This is a genomic window from Streptomyces sp. NPDC053427, from assembly GCF_044544985.1.
In the GTDB taxonomy this organism is placed as follows: Bacteria; Actinomycetota; Actinomycetes; order Streptomycetales; family Streptomycetaceae; genus Streptomyces.
Genome location: NZ_JBITYA010000016.1, coordinates 71,519 through 89,453 on the forward strand (window position 1 = coordinate 71,519; position 17,935 = coordinate 89,453).

General features: G+C 73.1%; 14 protein-coding genes. 11 read left to right on the forward strand and 3 right to left on the reverse strand.

Annotated elements, in window-relative coordinates; translation table 11 throughout:
• Positions 1-417 precede the first annotated feature (417 nt).
• A complete protein-coding gene (locus tag ACIGWZ_RS35625; protein WP_400071502.1) occupies positions 418-1,185 on the forward strand; it encodes an HAD family hydrolase in 768 nt (255 codons plus the stop codon).
• Between the two features lie 21 nt (positions 1,186-1,206).
• Here ACIGWZ_RS35625 and ACIGWZ_RS35630 read toward each other — a convergent pair whose 3' ends face one another.
• Positions 1,207-2,052 carry a PaaX family transcriptional regulator C-terminal domain-containing protein gene (locus tag ACIGWZ_RS35630; protein ID WP_400071504.1) on the reverse strand — a complete coding sequence of 282 codons (846 nt, stop codon included), beginning with the start codon at positions 2,050-2,052 and terminating at the stop codon, positions 1,207-1,209.
• A gap of 4 nt (positions 2,053-2,056) precedes the next feature.
• Complete coding sequence (locus tag ACIGWZ_RS35635) at positions 2,057-3,664, reverse strand: AMP-binding protein (protein WP_400071506.1); 1,608 nt, start codon at positions 3,662-3,664, stop codon at positions 2,057-2,059.
• Positions 3,665-3,996: 332 nt separating this feature from the next.
• Between ACIGWZ_RS35635 and ACIGWZ_RS35640 the strand changes: the two genes are divergently transcribed.
• From ACIGWZ_RS35640 to ACIGWZ_RS35660, 5 genes are all read left to right on the forward strand, one after another.
• Positions 3,997-5,127 (forward strand): acyl-CoA dehydrogenase family protein, encoded by a 1,131-nt coding sequence (locus tag ACIGWZ_RS35640; RefSeq protein ID WP_400071508.1) that lies wholly within the window; start codon positions 3,997-3,999, stop codon positions 5,125-5,127.
• Between the two features lie 130 nt (positions 5,128-5,257).
• Complete coding sequence (locus tag ACIGWZ_RS35645) at positions 5,258-6,058, forward strand: VOC family protein (RefSeq protein ID WP_400071510.1); 801 nt, start codon at positions 5,258-5,260, stop codon at positions 6,056-6,058.
• Positions 6,059-6,251: 193 nt separating this feature from the next.
• On the forward strand, positions 6,252-6,941 hold the full coding sequence (locus ACIGWZ_RS35650) for a LuxR C-terminal-related transcriptional regulator (protein ID WP_400071512.1): 690 nt from the start codon (positions 6,252-6,254) through the stop codon (positions 6,939-6,941).
• Positions 6,942-7,053: 112 nt separating this feature from the next.
• The gene (locus ACIGWZ_RS35655; RefSeq protein WP_400071514.1) at positions 7,054-7,716 is read left to right on the forward strand and encodes a DUF4255 domain-containing protein; all 663 of its coding nucleotides are present in this window, start codon (positions 7,054-7,056) and stop codon (positions 7,714-7,716) included.
• On the forward strand, positions 7,713-9,776 hold the full coding sequence (locus ACIGWZ_RS35660; RefSeq protein WP_400071516.1) for an ATP-binding protein: 2,064 nt from the start codon (positions 7,713-7,715) through the stop codon (positions 9,774-9,776). The genes ACIGWZ_RS35655 and ACIGWZ_RS35660 overlap by 4 nt, the downstream gene beginning before the upstream one ends.
• Positions 9,777-9,943: 167 nt before the next feature.
• On the opposite strand, the gene ACIGWZ_RS35665 is transcribed toward ACIGWZ_RS35660, so the two are convergent.
• Positions 9,944-11,278, reverse strand: coding sequence for an RICIN domain-containing protein (locus ACIGWZ_RS35665; RefSeq protein WP_400071721.1), 1,335 nt, complete (start codon positions 11,276-11,278; stop codon positions 9,944-9,946).
• A gap of 847 nt (positions 11,279-12,125) precedes the next feature.
• On the opposite strand from ACIGWZ_RS35665, the gene ACIGWZ_RS35670 reads away from it, so the two are divergent.
• From ACIGWZ_RS35670 to ACIGWZ_RS35690, 5 genes are all read left to right on the forward strand, one after another.
• A complete protein-coding gene (locus tag ACIGWZ_RS35670; protein ID WP_400071518.1) occupies positions 12,126-12,998 on the forward strand; it encodes a DUF4157 domain-containing protein in 873 nt (290 codons plus the stop codon).
• A gap of 126 nt (positions 12,999-13,124) precedes the next feature.
• Complete coding sequence (locus ACIGWZ_RS35675) at positions 13,125-14,702, forward strand: phage tail sheath subtilisin-like domain-containing protein (protein ID WP_400071520.1); 1,578 nt, start codon at positions 13,125-13,127, stop codon at positions 14,700-14,702.
• Between the two features lie 80 nt (positions 14,703-14,782).
• On the forward strand, positions 14,783-15,226 hold the full coding sequence (locus ACIGWZ_RS35680; RefSeq protein WP_018087540.1) for a phage tail protein: 444 nt from the start codon (positions 14,783-14,785) through the stop codon (positions 15,224-15,226).
• Positions 15,226-15,639, forward strand: coding sequence for a hypothetical protein (locus ACIGWZ_RS35685; RefSeq protein ID WP_238575829.1), 414 nt, complete (start codon positions 15,226-15,228; stop codon positions 15,637-15,639). The genes ACIGWZ_RS35680 and ACIGWZ_RS35685 overlap by 1 nt, the downstream gene beginning before the upstream one ends.
• Positions 15,636-15,794 carry a DUF6760 family protein gene (locus ACIGWZ_RS35690; RefSeq protein ID WP_400071523.1) on the forward strand — a complete coding sequence of 53 codons (159 nt, stop codon included), beginning with the start codon at positions 15,636-15,638 and terminating at the stop codon, positions 15,792-15,794. The genes ACIGWZ_RS35685 and ACIGWZ_RS35690 overlap by 4 nt, the downstream gene beginning before the upstream one ends.
• Positions 15,795-17,935: the final 2,141 nt, after the last annotated feature.

Here is a 17,935-nt window from a genome sequence, read left to right on the forward strand (position 1 = left end):
CAAGCTCGATGTAGTCTACAAAAAAACCGACCATGCGGTTCTATCGTTTCTACGGAATTGGCTGGAAGTGCCTGCCGAGGCGTGAAGGTGACGCCGGCTCGTCGGCCCGGACCGGGGCCGTCCGGCGCCCTCCGTACGCCTGACAGTCTGGGGCTTCGGGTGTGACGCTGTCGACCCATAAGCAGTGACAGGGGCACATTGACAAACAGCGCGGACGGTTTTTAAATCTCCTGAGGCGATAAACGGGCGATTCGCTTCCGTTGAGCCGCCTCGACTGTCATGTACCGCCCTGGGACAGCGGTGCGTCATGGCGAGATCGCGTCAGCCCCCTTCATCGTCGACCGCAGGCCGCCCGAACGACCGAGCCAGCACGTCACCGAGCCACTGCAACCACCGGAACCCGGAAAGGTCTCAGCCATGCGTGTATCAACGGAACTCCGCGAACGTCCCGCCAGAGGGATGCGGAGCACCGCCGGCGGAGAGACGATCAGGGCCGCCGTCTTCGACCTCGACGGCACGCTCGCCAATACCCTTCCCGCGATTAGCAAGCTGCTGGTCAAGGTGGCCGCGGAACAGGGCTGTTCGGTCACTGCACGGCAGGCGGCCACCGCCATCGGCAAGCCCCCCGGCCCCGCCTTCGGCCGGCTGCTCGGCAAGCCCGAGGACGACGGCCGGGTACAGGCCGCCATCAACCGCTACCGCGAGCTGTTCTCCTACGAAGTCCTGTGCCAGGGCCCGCAGCTGCTCTTCCCCGGGGTCACGGCAGGGCTGTCCGCGCTGCGCGCCCACGGCGTCGAGCTGGCCGTCGCCACGTCCAAGACCACCCGCAGCGCCGAGGCGCTGCTCGACGTCATGGGCATCCGTGACCTGGTCGGGCCGGTCATCGGTCAGGACATGGTCCGGCGCGGCAAGCCGCACCCGGAGATGGTGCTGCGGGCGGCCGGCCGGCTGGGGGTCGCGGCCTGGGAGAGCGCGTACGTGGGGGACACCGTCGGGGACATGCGGATGGCGGTCACCGCGCGCATGGAGCCGGTCGCGGTGACCTACGGCGTCGGGAAGTTCGGCGAACTGGCCGGCGTCGCCGGCACCCGGATGTGCAGCTCCTTCAAGGACGTCGTGTCGGTGATCGCCGCCGCCCGGCCACGCTCGGCCGCCGCGATGGCGGGACCGCCGCGGCGCCGCTGAGACGCCCGGGAACCCGTCGCCTCAGGTCGTCGCCTCCCGCGCGTAACGGGCACCCGCCGACCGGAGCTTGGTGTGCAGCCGGCCGAACACCTCGGCCGCGCGCCCGCCCGGCCAGCCCTCGGGCAGGAGGGGAGCGGGCAGCCCGGGATCCGCGTACGGCAGCCGGCGCCAGGAGTCCAGCGCCAGCAGATAGTCGCGGTACGCCGCCTCCGGAGCCACGGCGCGCCGCCGCGACCACCGCTGTAGCACCGGCTCGTGAACGTCGAGGAAGGCGCGGTGCTGCGCGGCGATGGCCTCCAGGTCCCACCACCGGGCCACGGCCCGCGCGGTCGGCTCGAAGCCCGCGTGCGCGCCCGTGAACAGGTCGACGTACGAGGCGAGTCGGAGCCGCTCCAGAGTGTGCCGGGTCTCGTCATGGAGGTGCGCGGGCGCGATCCACACACCGGGCGCCGCGGTGCCGAAGCCGAGCCGCGCCAGCCGGGAACGCAGCAGATGACGCTTGTGCCGCTCCTCCTCGGGCACCGAGAACACGGCCAGCACCCAGCCGTCGGACAGCCGCGCCACGGGCCGCCCGTAGATCCGCCGGTCGCCGTCCTCCAGCAACTGGTGGGCGGCGGCCGACAGGCCGTACGCCGCCGCCCCGGAGGGCGTACGGTCCGCGACGAGCAGGCCGCGGCGCTTGAGCCGGGAGACGGCGGAGCGCACCGACGGCGGATCCACGCCGAGCACCCCCAGCAGCCGGATCAGCGCGGCGACCGGCACCGGTCCGGCGATGCCGCCGGAGTCACCGGGGCCGCCGCGCCCGTAGGCGCCGTAGAACGTGACGATCAAGGACCGTGGGGTGCGCTGCGCTTGCTGGTCGCTCACCGGATCACTCTAGATCGGGTCCGCGCAGCCGAAAGCGCTGGAGCTTGCCCGTGGGGGTGCGCGGCAGCGCGCCGTGGAAGACGATCTCGCGCGGGCATTTGTACGGCGCTATACGGGACTTGGTGAAGGCGCGCAGCGCCGCGACGGTGTCCGCGTCCTGGGGGACGCCGGCCCGCAGCACCACATGCGCGACGACCACCGCCCCGCGCTCCCCGTCGGGCCGGCCGACCACCGCCGCCTCCGTCACGTCCGGGTGCCGCAGCAGCGCCTCCTCCACCTCCGGCCCCGCGATGTTGTACCCGGCCGAGATGATCATGTCGTCGGCGCGGGCGACATAGTGGAAGTAGCCGTCCGGGTCCCGGATGTAGGTGTCCCCGGTGAGGTTCCAGCCGTCGTGCACGTACTCGGTCTGCCGGGCGTCGGCAAGATAGCGGCAGCCCGTCGGGCCGCGGACCGCCAGCAGCCCCGGCTCGCCGTCCGGCACCGGCGTGCCGTCCGCGCCCACCACCCGCGCCTCGAAGCCCGGCACCGGCAGCCCCGTGGCACCGGGCCGGATCGCATCATCGGCGGCGGAGATGAAGATGTGCAGCAGCTCCGTGGCCCCGATGCCGTTGATGATCCGCAGGCCCGTCGCCTCGTACCAGGACTGCCAGGTCGCGGCGGGCAGATTCTCGCCGGCCGCCACACACCGGCGCAGCGACGAGACGTCGTGTCCGGAGAGCTTGGGCAGCATCGCCCGGTAGGCGGTGGGCGCGGTGAACAGCACCGAGATCCGGTGCCCGGCGATGTCGGCGAGCAGCCGCTCCGGCCCGCCCCAGTCGGCCAGGAACGCCGAGGCGCCGGCCCGCAGCGGGAAGACGACCAGGCCGCCCAGGCCGAAGGTGAAGCCGAGCGGCGGGCTGCCGGCGAAGATGTCCTCCGGGCCCGGCCGCAGCACCTGCGCCGAAAAGGTGTCGGCGATCGCCAGCACATCCCGGTGGAAGTGCAGACAGCCCTTGGGGCGGCCGGTGGTCCCCGAGGTGAAGGCGATCAGCGCGACATCGTCGGCGGCGGTCGCGACGGCCTCGTACGGTCCCGAACCGGGCTTGGCGAGCCGGCACAGGTCATCGGTGCCGTCCCCGCCGTACACCGTGATCGCCAGCTCCGGGACCTCGGCCCTGACCAGGTCGTCCACCGCGCGGATATCGCACAGCGCATACCGCACCTGGGCCAGCCGGCAGATCGTGGCGAGCTCGTCCGGACGCTGCGCGGCCAGTACGGTCACCGCCACCGCGCCCGCCTTCATGACCGCCAGCCAGCAGGCGGCCAGCCACGGCGTGGTCGGCCCGCGCAGCAGCACCCGGTTGCCGGGCACTACGCCCAGCCGCCCGGTCAGGACATGGGCGATCGCGTCGACCTGCTCCTGCAACTCACCGTAGGTCCACACCACCCCGCCGGCATCGCGCACCGCGGGCCGGTCGGGGCCCAGCCGCTCGACGGTGGCGTCCAGCAGCTCGGCGCCGCAGTTCAGCCGGTCGGGATAGCCCAGGTCGACGAGGTGCGGCCACTGCCCGGGGGGCGGCAGCCGGTCGCGCGCGAAGGTGTCGGCGTGGGCCGAGGACCGTAGCTCCATGGCGGATGCGCCCCCTGGCGACGTGGCGGCCGACGAGCGGCCTGGGGAGGGATGGGGGACTGTGGAGACTGGTGCGGGAACCGGGCGGAGGCCGGTCACGGACGGCTGAGGGTGTGCTCGGGAGTGCTCGGGCGGTACGCGGGACGCGTGCGGGCGGTACTCGGGAGAGGCGCGAGCGGTGCTCAGGGACTGCCGTACGGATCGCCTGTCAGCGTAACGTGTTGGTGACGGCAGTCAACAGATCGCGATACGCGGTGCCGAACGCCGAGCGGCCGCCGTATCGCCGTCGCCGGGCCGCCGTCGGACCGCCACCGCTACCAGGGAGCCGCCGCGTGACCGCATTCGCGCTGGGACCGGACGAACAGCAATGGTGCGCCGAACTGCGGGCGATGACGGCCGAACGGCTGCGCCCGCTCGCGAGGCAGGGCGAAGCGGGCCGGGTCAACCGCCCGTTGGTCGCCGCCCTCGGTGAACTCGGCCTGCTCCGGCGCCTGTTTCCCGCCGACGGCACCCTGCGCGCCCTGGACCTGTGCCTGCTGCGGGAGTCCCTCGCCCAGGAGTGCACGGAGGCCGAGACGGCGCTGGCGCTCCAGGGGCTGGGCGCCTACCCCGTCGTGCAGTCCGGGACCGAGGCCCAGCGCGCCCGGTGGCTGCCCGAGGTGACCGCCGGTCGGGCGGTCGCGGCCTTCGCGCTGAGCGAGCCGGGCGCGGGCTCGGACGCCGCCGCGCTGTCCCTGGCCGCCGAACCGGACGGCCCCGACGGCTGGCGGCTGACCGGCGAGAAGTGCTGGATCTCCAACGCCCCCGAGGCCGACTTCGCCACCGTCTTCGCCCGCACCGGCGGCGCCGCGGGCGCCCGCGGCGTCACCGCCTTCCTCGTCCCCGCCGGCCGGCCGGGCCTGACCGGCGAACCCCTGGACATGCTCAGCCCGCACCCCATCGGCACGCTGGTCTTCGACGGCGTGCCGGTGACCAGGGCCGATGTGCTGGGCACGGTCGGCGGCGGGTTCGGCGTCGCGATGGCCACCCTGAACCTCTTCCGGCCGAGCGTGGGCGCCTTCGCGGTCGGCATGGCCCAGGCCGCGCTGGACGCGGCGCTGACGCACGCGGGCACGCGGACGGCGTTCGGCGGCCCGCTGCGGGAGCTGCAGTCCGTCGGCCACCAGCTCGCCGAGATGGCCACCCGCGTCGAGTCCGCGCGCCTGCTCGTGTACGCGGCGGCCTCGGCGTACGACGCCGCGTCCCCCGACATCGCCCGCCGCGCGGCCATGGCCAAACTCCTGGCGACCGAGACCGCCCAGTACGTCGTCGACACCGCCGTCCAGATCCACGGCGCCCGCGCCCTGCGCCGCGGCCATCTTCTCGAGCACCTCTACCGCGAGGTCCGCGCCCCGCGCATCTACGAGGGTGCCACCGAGGTCCAGCGCTCCCTCATCGCCAAGGAGCTCTACCGCACCAGGTGAAGCGCCGACGGGCGAGTGTCAGTGGCGGATGTCAGGCTGGACATCAGGTGGCAACAGAGCCTGGAACGCCGCGGCACGAGCTCCGCGGACGGCACACCGCGGAATGGGAATTGCGAAGGGATGGCCCGCCATGATCACCACAGACTTCGTCCCCGGCTCCCCGTGCTGGCTCGATCTGGGCGCCCCCGACGCCGATGCCGCGGCGGCCTTCTACGGCGCCGTCTTCGACTGGCAGGCCGCGCCCTACGACGAGGACTCGGACGGGTACACCCTCTTCCGTCTCGACGGCAAGGTCGTCGGCGCGGTCGGTCCCCTCGCCGAGGAGGGTGCCCGCTCCGCATGGACCATCTACTTCAACACCCCGGACGCGGACGCCATGGTCGCGTCCGTCGAGCAGGCCGGCGGCGCGGTCCGCACGCCACCGGCCGAGGTCGGCGACACCGAAGGCCGCTTCGCCCAGCTCACCGATCCCCAGGGTGCGTACTTCGCCGTCTGGCAGCCCGGCAGGTACCCGGGCCTCGAGCTGACGGACGCGCCGGGCAGCCTCGGCTGGATCGAGCTCTACACCACCGACTCGCCCGCCGCGCAGGCCTTTTACCGCGAGATATTCGGCTGGACCACCCAGGACATGGCGCTCCCCGGTGGCGGCGGCACCTACACGTTGATCGCCCCCAAGGGCTGCGGCGAGGAACGCATGCACGGCGGCGTCATGGGCCTCCCGGCGGACGTCTTCAAGGGCGGCGGAAGGCCCTACTGGCACCCGGTGTTCGGCTCCGCGGACTGCGATGCCACCGTCGCCCTGGTGACGAGCAACGGCGGCGCCGTCTCCATGGGCCCGGAAACCGCCGAGGGAGTCGGCCGGCTGGCCGTGTGCACCGACCCGGCGGGCGCGGAGTTCGTGGTCCTGACACCCGAGCCGCCCGCGGCCTAGAGGACCGGGTCCCGAGGAACCGGCCCCCGCCTCTCTCCCCGCCCCGGCCGGCCCGGGGCGGGGCGCGATGGGGCGGCGTTCCCGGGTGCGCGGTGATGCTCCCGGACGTCCGTTGATCGTCCGATAAGCGTTTGTTGATCGGCTTCGTGCACTCTGCGGCGGTCCGTAAACGGGGGCGAGACAAGGAACGCACGTGCTCGAAAAACGCGTCACGGTGACCGTGCACGCCTCCGACCCGCTCAGCCGGGCCGGAGTCGTCAGCCATTTACAACACGAGCCCTCCGTCGAGATCGTCCAGGACCGGGGCGGCGCGACGGCCGGGGAGCGGGATGAGGGAGGAAGCGGGAGAGCGGGCGGGGGGACGGCCGGGACGGTGGCCGTCGCACTCGTCGACCGGTTCGACGAGCTGGCCGCGGCCGACCTGCGGCGCCTGGTGCGCGGGGGCGACCAGCGGGTGGTGCTGATCGCCCGGGATCTGCGTGAGCCCGAGCTGATGACCGTCGTGGAGTACGGCGTACATGCCATTCTCTGGCGCCATCAGGCCACCCCGCAGCGGCTGTTGCGCGCGGTGCAGAGCGCGGCGCGCGGTGAGGGCCATCTGCCGCCGGACCTGATCAGCAGGCTGCTCACGCAGGTGGGGCAGCTCCGGCGGTCCGCGATGTCCTCCGCCTCGGTCGCGCTGGCGCCGACGATCGGCATGGCGCCGCGCGAGGTCGATGTGCTGCGGCTCATCGCCGAGGGGTTGGACACCAGACAGATATCCGAGAAGCTCGCCTACTCCGAACGCACCGTCAAGAACGTTCTGCACGCCCTGATGACGCGGCTGCATCTGCACAATCGCGCGCACGCCGTCGCCTACGCACTGCGGGAGGGATACATCTGATGAGCCCCGAAGCAGATGCCGAAGCAACTGCGGCAGCAGGAAAGACAGCAGGAAATCAGGCGGGTGGGAAAGCGGGCGCCGGGTACCCGCGTCCCCGGGCGGAGGAGCGGTCATGATTCATGAGGTCGACGAGGCATTGCGGCGTGTGCTGCGCGGCGGCGCGCTGCCGGAGGGCGCGGGCGACGTCGCGTTCGAGGCGCCGAACCGCGACTGGGCGGCGCGGCGCAACACCCCCACGCTCAACGCCTATCTCTACGACATACGCGAGAACGTGGCCCGCCGCGAGCGCGGGGCGATAGCGGAGCGGGACGCGACCGGAAGGGTGGTGCGCAGACATCAGCCGCCGCGCTGGTTCCGGCTGTCCTACCTGGTCACGGCCTGGACCAGCCGCCCGCAGGACGAACACCGGCTGCTGTCGGCCGCGCTGGGCGCGCTGCTCGCGCGCGAGACCCTGCCGCCGGCCGCGCTGACGGACGCGCTCCGGGCGCTGGAGGCGAGCATCCCGCTCACGGTCGCGGTGCCACCCGCCGAGTCGCGCTCGATCGCCGACATCTGGTCCGCGCTCGGCGGCGAACTCAAACCGTCCCTGGATGTGGTGATCATGGTGCCCTTCCCGGTCACGCCCTCGTACGAGGTGGCGCCGCCGGTCACGGAGGGCGCGGCGGTGGTCGTCCGGGGCGTCGGCGGCTCGCCGGACGACTCCCGGCTCCGCATGCGCCGGCCCGCTCCGGATGCCTCGCCGTCCGGGACGGACCCTCGTGAGGAGGAGCGGTGAGCGGCACGACGGTGAGTGGCGGTACGGCGGTGGACGAGGACGCGAGCGGTGCGCTGCTCGGACGGCTGGCGGGGCTGCGTGAGCGGGTGGCCGGACTCGTCGAGCTGCGCAGCGCCGACGATCCCACGGCCTCGGACCCGCTGCGCGGGCTGTATGTGACCCCGGAGACGGCCCGACGGCTGGCCGCGCGGCCTCCGGCGGCCGGTACGGGGGAGGCGCCGGAGGCCGAGGCGTGGGCGGGGGAGGCGCAGGGCGGCACAGCGGATCGATGCGGTGCGCTCGCCCCGCGGTTCGGGCTGTCCGCCATGGACCTGCGGATCCTCCTGGCCGCGCTCGCGCCTGATGTGGACCGGAGCTTCGAGCCGCTCTACGGCTACCTCAACGACGATGTCGGGCGCCGCCGCGCCACCGTCGCCCTGGCGCTGGATCTCGCGGGCACCGGCCCGTACGAGCCCGCGGCCCGCGCCCGTTTCCATCCCGCCGCGCCGCTGCTGTCCGGCGGGCTGCTCGTCGTCGAGGACGAGGACCGGCCGCTGCCCGGCCGCGCGCTGCGGGTGCCGGAGCGGGTGGTGGCTCATCTGCTGGGCGACGACGGTCTCGATCCCGAACTGTGGGGTGGGGCAGTGGAGTTGCTGCCGCCCGGGGAGGGGGCCGAGGAGGCCACGGACGGCGACGAGCGGGCGTTCTTCGGGCGGCTGGCCGCTCTCGCGGGTGAGCGGCCGATCGCCGCACATCTGCGGGAGCGTCGGCCCGGTGCCGCGGCCGGGCCGGTGGCCGATGCGCTGCGGGGCACCGGCCTGCCCGTGCTGCGGTACCGGCCGGACGGCCGCCAGGGCGACGGCGCGGGTCCGGCGGGCGCGCTGTTGCGTGAGGCGCGGCTGCGGCGGGCGGCGATCGTCGTGGGGCCGCTGCCGGAGCGGCCCGAAGGGCTGGTACGGGCGCTGGCGGGCCGGGAGGTGCCGGTGGTGTTCTTCGGGGACGAGCCGTACGACCCCGGCTGGGCCCCCGACGCGGGGCTGCTCGCGCTGGACGCGCCGGACGCCGGGGCGGCGGCCGCCGGGGTATGGCGTGCCGCACTCGGCCCCCTGGACGACGGCTTCGATCTCGGCGCGGCCGTGGCGCCGTACCGGCTGGCCGCCGGGCAGATCCGCCGGGCGGCCCGCGCCGCCACCGCCCTCGCCGCCTTCGACGGGACGCCGCTGACCGCCGCCCATGTCCAGCGCAGCGCGCGCCAGCAGTCCGCCCCGCTGCTGGACCGGCACGCCCGGCGCGTCCGGCCCGCCGTCGGCTTCGACGGGCTGGTCCTGCCGGCGGAACCCCTGGCCCTGCTGCACGAGCTGGTGCAGCGTGCCCGGCACCGGGAGAAGGTGCTCGGCGAGTGGCGGCTGCGTACCGGCGGCGGGCGCGGCAGGGGCGTGGTCGCCCTGTTCGCCGGGGAGTCCGGCACCGGAAAGACGCTCTCCGCCGAGGTCGTGGCCGGTGAACTCGGCCTGGATCTCTATGTGGTGGAGCTGTCCGCGGTGGTGGACAAATACGTGGGGGAGACGGAGAAGAACCTGGAGCGGATCTTCTCCGAGGCGGACCGCACGGACGCCGTGCTGCTCTTCGACGAGGCCGACGCCGTCTTCGGCAAGCGCTCGGAGGTCAAGAGCTCGCACGACCGCTACGCGAACCTGGAGAGCGCGTATCTGCTGCAGCGGCTGGAGGCGTTCGACGGGATCGCCGTTCTCACCACCAACCTGTGGGCCAACATCGACGAGGCCTTCACCCGGCGGCTGGATCTGGTGGTCGACTTCCCGTTCCCGGACGCCGAGCAGCGGATCGCGCTGTGGCGTTCCTGTCTGACGGCCACGCCCTGTGCGGAGGACCTCGCACTGGACGTCTGCGCCAAGGAGTTCGAGCTGTCCGGCGGGGCGATCCGGTCGGCCGCGGTGACCGCCGGATATCTCGCCGCGGGCCGTGGCGAGCCGGTGTCGGCCGAGGACGTACGGGCCGGAGCGCGGCGCGAGTACCGCAAGATGGGACGGCTGGTGCCGGACGCGTCGCCCTTGTGGGACTGAGGCACCGGCTCGTGGGACCGAAGCACCGGGGATGCGGTGCCACCGGGCCGGCGCCGCCCGGCGTCGGTGCCACGGGGCCGGACGGGCGATCCGCCGTCCGGCCCCGGCGGCTCCGGTCGGTCCTCCCCCCGAACCGACCTTCCCGAACCGTCCATCCCGCCGGGCGCTCACGGCCCGTCGGAGATCTTCCAGTCCTGCGCGTCGTTGGGCCCGTCGGAGCACGCCCAGGTGACCGCGCCCTTGTCGTTCTGCATATCGGTGAGGCACTCGTTGCTGGCCGTGTTGACGATGCGGGTGCGGCCGTTGCCCGCGTCCACCAGCCGCCACTTCTGGTGCGGGGGCAGTTTGCCCGATTTCAGGTTCTCCTCGGGAACGGCCTCGATCTGGACCTCGTTGGTGCCGATCTTCACGTCGACGACGCTGCCCGGGGCGCTGGCCGCCTCCAGGGCGACCGAGTTGTTCTCGGGGAAGTGATGGATGATCCACCACTGGTTGCGGCCGAACTGGTCCCCCGTCCACTGGGGGTTCTGGCCGACCTGTGTGCCGTCCGTCTGACCACCCTGGTTGACCTGGAGGTACCAGCCGCCGTTGGCGGCGTCCCGGATGGTCTGCGCCTTCGGGCCCTCGTCGCCGGTGGGCTGTTCCTTCTCCGGCTCCTTCGAGGGTTCCGCGGGCTCGGACGGCTGCTCGGACGGCGCCGGCGGCGCCGGTTTCTTGGGGGTCTCGATCGGGCGGGTCGGGCCGGGCTTGTCCTTCGCGCTGCTGGCCATCGACGGCTGGGCCTTGAACCACAGCGCCACGAAAGCCAGCGCCGCCACGACCAGCAGCGAGCACACCGCCATCGCCCAGCGCGGCAGCACGGACGGCTGGAGGTAGGTGCCCCGCAGCTCGGTCGGCTCCGGCACCCCGGCGCGCAGCGCGGAGACGGTGAAGGGGTGCTTGTTGGTGCCGCCCACCCAACTGACCGCACCGGGACGGATGGTGAGCTGGGCGAAGGCGGCGCGCCCCGGGGCGACCTGGACCGAGCCCGGCTCGGCCTCGACGGTGAGGGCGTCACCGTTCTCCCGGCCGGAGAGGGAGACCGTCAGCGGCTGGTTGCCGAGGTTGTCGACGGCGACCGCCGCTTTGGCGCGCCATCGGCCGCGTACGGCCAACGGCACCAGCTCGCAGCGGAGTTCGCTGAACGGCCCGACCGTGACCTGTCCCTCGACGACATCGCGGATGTCGGGATGCTCGGCGGGCTCGACGCGGATGCCGAAGGGCGTCGGGCCGGCCACGGCGTCCGGTGTCCGCGGGGGCGCGAAAATGATCTGCGCGGTGCCCTCGGCCCCGGGATACAGCCGCAGTACGTCCGGCTCCACCCGCGTCCATCCCGCGGCGTCGCCGACCGGCCGCAGCCGGTACTCCTCGACGGTGTCGCCGGTGTTGCGGAGGCGCAGCCGTACGCTCGCGACGGCGCCTGGGTCGACGGTGGTCGCGGCCGGTTCCAGTGAAGTCCACATGCTCACCCGGGCAGTCAACCTGTCCGGCGGGCGCGGGTCAGTGTCCGCAAGGGCAGCGCGAGGGCAGACCCGGGTGTACCGACGGCCCCGGGGGAGCGGCCGGACTTTCACGGCCCGGCCGGTGGTGCAGGCCCCGGCTCGAGCCTGCCCCGGGGTGCCGGCTCAACGGCCCGGCCGCCTCGGCCGGTTCACGCTTCCGCCGGCCGGCGCGCGAGAGGGCCACAACGTCATACCCGCACCCTGGAGCCGCCTCCGCGCTCCCGCTTTTCCCTGGCCGTCCAGGCCGCTCACCGGCGCCTCACCGATGCCACCGGTGTTCGGCGGGGCAACCGCTCTGCCCCTTCGGCTCCCCGTCCGCCTCTGGACGCGGCCCCGCTCCGGCCGAAAATCGGCAGAGAGCCCAGCAGAGACGAAGGGACCGACGGGCCGACGTCCGGCAGAACGGAGCCGGCGTGCACGCACACGAACGGCGGGCCACGGGCGAGGAACCGGCGTCACGCGCCCCGGCCCGCGGACCCGAGCACACCCGTACCCCGGCACCGGCCCTCGCCGACCGGCGACCGCACACGCTCCGCACCCTCCAACGGACCGCGGGCCATGCCGGGCCGGGAGCGACCAGTCCTTCGACAGCGCCACCCGAGCCCAGAACCTCGACCACGCGGCGCGGGCGGCATCGCACGAATGACCGAAGGGGCAGCGCTCTCTGCCCCCGGCGGCGCCCGTTCGTCTCTACAGCCCGGCCCGCCCGTCCGCGAAGGTCGAGGGAGCCGCAACGGCCGTACCGACCGACGGTGATCGGCGCTGACCAGGAGCGGTCGGCAGGAGTGAAGGGGATGGGGGGAACGTCATGCGGGCACAGGACCGGCAACGGGGGTCCGGACGCGACCGCGCTGCGGCGGCGCCCGCCGCGCGGACGACGACCTCGCCCGCCCCCGAAACGGCCCGCCGGGCCGCGGTGACCGGGGAGACGGGGCACTTCCCCCCGGAGGCGGCCGCCGCCCTTCAACGGACCGCGGGCAACACGGCGTTCTCGGCCACCCTGACCGCCCAGGAGCGGCACCGGCACGGCGCGGGCCGCGGGCACACCGAACCCCCCGTCGTGCAGCGCTCCCCCGTCCAAGATGTTCTGCGCACGCCCGGCCGCCCGCTCGACGGCTCCGTGCGGGCCGACATGGAGTCCCGCCTGGGCGCCGACTTCTCCGACGTACGCGTCCATACGGACGCCGCGGCCCATGACTCCGCCGAAGCGGTCAACGCCCGTGCATATACGTCCGGTTCGCACATCGTCTTTCAGCGCGGACGGTACGACGGCTCCTCGGCGGCCGGCCGCCATGTGCTCGCCCAGGAGCTGACCCATGTCAGGGCGAACTTCGGACGGATCGTCACCGACTACGCCGGCCTGGAGGGCCTTCCGGCCGTCGATCCCGGAATGCAGGACCTCGTGCGCGCCTTCCCGCTGCACGCCAGTGCCTCCGACCGGCTGCGCGCCAAGGTCAAGGCCCGGCCGAACGACCGCCTGCACTACCAAGCGGTCAATCCGGAACACATGGCGGATGACGACCCCGCATCCCGGCGGGTGGAGTTCCGTGACATTCAGGCCCAGCGCGGCCTCGAAGACCTGCTGTCGGATCTCAGATACCTCACAAGCCTGCTCCAGGGCGTGCGCGACGAGGTGTCCGTCGAGCAGACCAACCGCCTCCAAGACCGGCACCGAACCTGACCGGCGAATCCCTCACCGGCGCAAAGCCCCGCCGGTGCCGAATCCGACCGGCAGGAAATCCCCCGGATTCGGCCCGGGTTGCCGCGAGCGGTCGCCATCGCCCACACACACGAGGAGAACACGTACATGCCCACTTATCTGTCCCCCGGCGTTTATGTCGAGGAGGTCGCCAGCGGTTCACGCCCCATCGAAGGCGTCGGCACCTCCGTCGCGGCCTTTGTCGGCCTGGCACCCACCGGCCCGCTCAACGAGCCGACGCTGGTGACGAACTGGTCCCAGTACGTGGCGGCCTTCGGGGAGTTCACGGACGGGTACTACCTGGCGCATTCCGTGTACGGGTTCTTCAACAACGGCGGGACGGCGGCATACGTCGTGCGCGTGGGCGGCGCCGCGGACGGCTCGCAGCCTTCCCCGGCCACGGAAGCCAGGCCCAAGGAGCTGACCACCGGGGAGCCGGTGGCGCTGGGCACCTTCAAGGTCGCGGCGATCGCGGCCGGTTCCGCCAACGGCGGCGCGCTCACCGTCGAGGTGCAGGACGCCGAGGGCGAGGGCGCCGCCGACCGGTTCAAGCTGGTGGTCAAGGACGGCGACAAGGTCGTCGAGAGCTTTGACGTCAGCGCGAAGAAGAGCGCGCGGAACTATGTCGTCGCGCAGGTGAAGCAGCGGTCCAAGGCGATCGTCGTCGAAGAGACCGTCGCGGCCGGACAGCTGGCGAAGCCGGACGCACAGGTCGTCACGCTGGCCCCGCCCGCCCCGGCACCCGCCGCCCCCGCCGCGCACGGCGCCGTCGAGCGGCTGGACCCCCGCCAGTTCATCGGCGACTCCGCCGATCGCACCGGGTTCGGCGGCCTGGAGGCGCTCGACGAGGTCAACATGGTCGCCGTACCGGACCTGATGGCCGCCTACCAGCAGGGCCTGATCGACCTGGAGCACGTCAAGGCCGTCCAGCTCGGGCTGGTCGCGCACTGCGAGCTGATGGGCGACCGGATGGCCGTGCTCGACCCGCCGCCCTCGCTGAACGCCCGTGACATCCGCAAGTGGCGCCAGGAGGTCGCCGGTTACGACTCCCGGTACGCCGCGCTCTACTACCCCTGGATCAAGGTCTTCGACCCGTCCTCCGGCCAGTCGCGCATCGTGCCGCCGTCCGGCCACATGGCGGGCGTATGGGCCCGTAACGACTCCGAGCGGGGCGTCCACAAGGCCCCGGCCAATGAAATCGTCCGTGGGGCGGTGGATCTGGAACTGCAGATCACCCGCGGCGAGCAGGACCTGCTCAACCCGGTCGGTGTGAACTGCATCCGCGCCTTCCCCGGACGCGGAATCCGGGTGTGGGGCGCGCGGACCCTGGCCTCCGATCCGGCGTGGCGCTACCTGAACGTCCGGCGCTACTTCAACTACCTGGAGGAGTCGATTCTCATCGGCACCCAGTGGGTGGTGTTCGAGCCGAACGATGAGGCGCTGTGGGCCCGGATCCGGCGCAATATCTCGGCGTTCCTGGTCAATGAGTGGCGCTCGGGAGCGCTGTTCGGGCAGCGGCCCGAGGATGCGTTCTATGTGAAATGCGACGCGGAGACCAACCCCGTCGAGTCCGTCGACCTGGGACGGGTCGTCTGCGAGATCGGCATCGCACCGGTCAAGCCCGCCGAGTTCGTCGTCTTCCGGCTGGCGCAGTTCTCGGGCGGCGGCGGGGAGCTGGAGGAGTAGCAGCCGTAGCCGGGCCCTTCACTTTTCCGCATTTTTCTCGCCGGTCACCATTTTTCTTCCCACCACAGGAGTGAACCACCTTGTCCCTTCAGCCCGGTGATGCTCTCACCTCACACAATTTCGGCCTGCAGATCGACGGCGTGATGGTCGAATATCTGCAGGAGGTCAGTGGTCTGACCATGGAGCAGGACGTCATCGAGTACCAGCAGGTCTCGGCGGACGGAAAGCCCGTCGTGAAGAAGATGCCCGGCACGAAGAAGGCCGGCGAGTGCACGGTGACCCGTGGCATGACGCAGAGCGGCGCGTTCAGCGAGTGGATCAACAAGTCCATCGCGGGCGATATGGGTTCGGCGCGTAAGAACGCCACCATCATGATGATGGACTACCAGAACAACCCGGTGAAGCGCTACAACATGCGCAACGCCTGGTGCAGCAAGGTGGAGACCAGCGGGGTCAAGGCGGGCGACGCGGCCGCCCTGACCGAGCAGGTCACCATCGTCTTCGAAGAGCTGGTCATCGAGTAATGCGGCGCGACGGCCCGGCGGGGGCGCAACAGCAACGCGAGCCTTTGCGTACGGAATTCGAATTCGAGCTGCCGCGCGGATTCGTGGACGAGTCCGGGACCGTCCACCGCAATGGCGCCATGCGTTTGGCGACGGCACGGGACGAACTGATTCCGCTGCGGGATGTGCGCGTACGCGAGAACCCGGCCTATCTGTCGGTCGTGCTGCTCGGCCGGGTCATCACCCGGCTCGGCACGCTCGGGTCCGTGCACGACGGCACGGTGGAGAACATGTTCGCCTCCGACCTGGCCTTTCTGCAGGACTTCTACCGGCAGATCAACGCCGAGGGGCACACCCGCGCCGCCGTGGCCTGCCCGCACTGCGAGGAGTCCTTCGAGGTGGAGCTGGCCGGGAGCCGCCTGGGGGAATCGTGACGTACGCGGCCGGTCGCATCGAGGAGGAAGTCGCCTATCTGGCCTACCACTTCCACTGGGGGTTGGACGAGATTCTCGACCTCGAACACGGCGACCGGCGGGCGTACGTGTCGCAGAGTGCGGCCCTGGTGGAACGGGCCGAAGGGAAGCAGTGACGGGGGATGGGCTTGTTCAAGTGGCGGCGGGGGCCTCGGAGTGCGCGGGGTGGGCGGAGTGCGCAGGGGCCTGAGGGTGGGGCAGCGGTGGACGCCCGTGCCGGGAGCGAGGGGAGTGGTGGGGGCGGCGGCTGGTCGGCCGTGCCCCCCGTCCAGAGGATCCTGGGGGCGCCCCGCACCGTCTCGGAGGTCGGCTTCGCCGCGTCGCTGAGCGCACACCGCGACCCTTCGTTCGGCGGGGAGCTGGGGCATGACGTACGTGCCTCGGCGCCCGGCGGGATGCTGCGCGGTGTCCTCACCCCCCTTCCGGTAACCGGGGCGGGCGGCCCGGCCCGCCTCGACCTGCCGGCGCTGCGACTGCCGGTCGCGGGGCGGGGGAGCGACGAGGCGGCGGGCGGCGAGCGTGGCGAGGCGGGCGGGGTCGGCGGGTTCGGCGGGGTCGGCGGGGTCGGCGGGGGCGGTGAGGGGGCGGTAGGACCGGCCCCGGCCCGGTCGACGGCCGTGCAGCGGGTGGCGTCCGCGCCGGCGTCCGTCCCGCGGGAGTCGCGACGCCCCGCGCTGATGTCGGCGCCACGGGTGGCTGCCGTACCGCCGCGTCGGCTGACGCCGGTCGGCCGGGTGCAGGCGGACAGCACTCGGGCGGGCGCGGCTCCGGGCGCGACGGCCGATGCTGCCCGGACGCCGGGTTTGCCCGCGCCGAGTCTGCCCACGCCCGACTTGTCCACGCCGGGCCTTCCGAGGCCGGGCTCCGCGGCGCCGGACTCCGCGGCGCCGGGCGTCACGCCTCCCACGGCCCCGGCCGATGCTCGGCCCACAGCCGTCCCGGGCCCGATTCCCCCGCCGGGCCCCGGGACACCCGCCGCGACTCCCCTGAGCGCGGCGGCGACGCCGGCCCCCGTCCCTGTACGGCCCGATACCCCCATGCGGGCAGTGCAGCGACGGGTGGCCGTGCGCCGGGTACGGCGGCCCGCCCCGGAGCCGGCAGCGGAGGCGAGCACGCCCACACCGCAGACGCCCGTGGAGACGCCTCCTCGGGCCGCCTCGGCGCCCCCGTCCAGTTCGCCGGGAGCACAGGGTGCGTCAGCCGCCTCAGAGGCCTCAGTTGCACCCGCGACTCCCGCCGCGAGGAAGGGTGCGCCCACGGCCGCCCGCGCAGCTGCCCCCCCATCCGCACCGGGAGATGCGCTCGGGGCCGCCCCCCGCGCGAGCGATCCCGGGCGCGGCCCGGCTCCCGAAGCCGCCTCGCCGAGCACGCCGCGCGGTGGGTCTTCGTCCACGTCCATGTCCTCGCCGACGTCCACCTCGATGTCAACGTCCGCGCCCACGTCCTCGCCCGCGCCTGCGTCGACATCTACGCCGAAGGCACCCTCCACGCCCACGTCGTCCAGGTCCCTCCCCCCGTCCGCCCCCGCCGTCACGCCGAGCGTGCACGCGTCCCGTACGGACCGCCCGCAAGCGGACCACCCGGTGCAGCGATCGACGCCAACCCGACGACCGACCAGGGGACTTGGGGCCCCGCTTGCCTCCTCCGGCAGCTCCGGCGCATCGGAGGCCACCGCTTCGCGGGCAGGGGTACGGACGGGGGCAACGCCCCAGCAGAACGCCACCACCCCCGCAGCCACCGGGCCGAGCGACTCCGGCAGTGGTCCGTTGCACGTCACGCCGCAGCAGGACCATCAGGTGACGCGGCGGACGGCCGGGGCCGATGGGGCCTCGTCCTCGGACCCGGCGCGCAGTGCCGAAGGGAGCGCCGCGCCGACGGCGCCCGCCGGTCGGCGACGTCCGTTGATCGGGGCGCCGTTCGTTCCCGCTGAGCCGTTGGGAGGCGCGGCGGTGCCGACGCCCGTTCAACGCGCGAGCGCGCCGCCGGTTCCACCGCGGCGCGACGGCGCCCTTCCGCCCGGTCCCTCTGGAGCCAACGCCGGCCCCGAGCAGCCGTCGGCCATGCCTGTGCCCACGCCCACGCCCATGCCCGCTCCCGTTCCCGTTCCCGCGCCCATGCCCGCTCCTGTTCCCGCGCCCCCGAGCGGAGCCCCTGCGCCGACCGTGCCCGCACCCGCACCCGCACCCGCACCCGCGGGCAACACTGCCGTCCAGCGGGTCGCGCCCGCCCTCAACCGGCCGTCCCGCCACCGAGGACA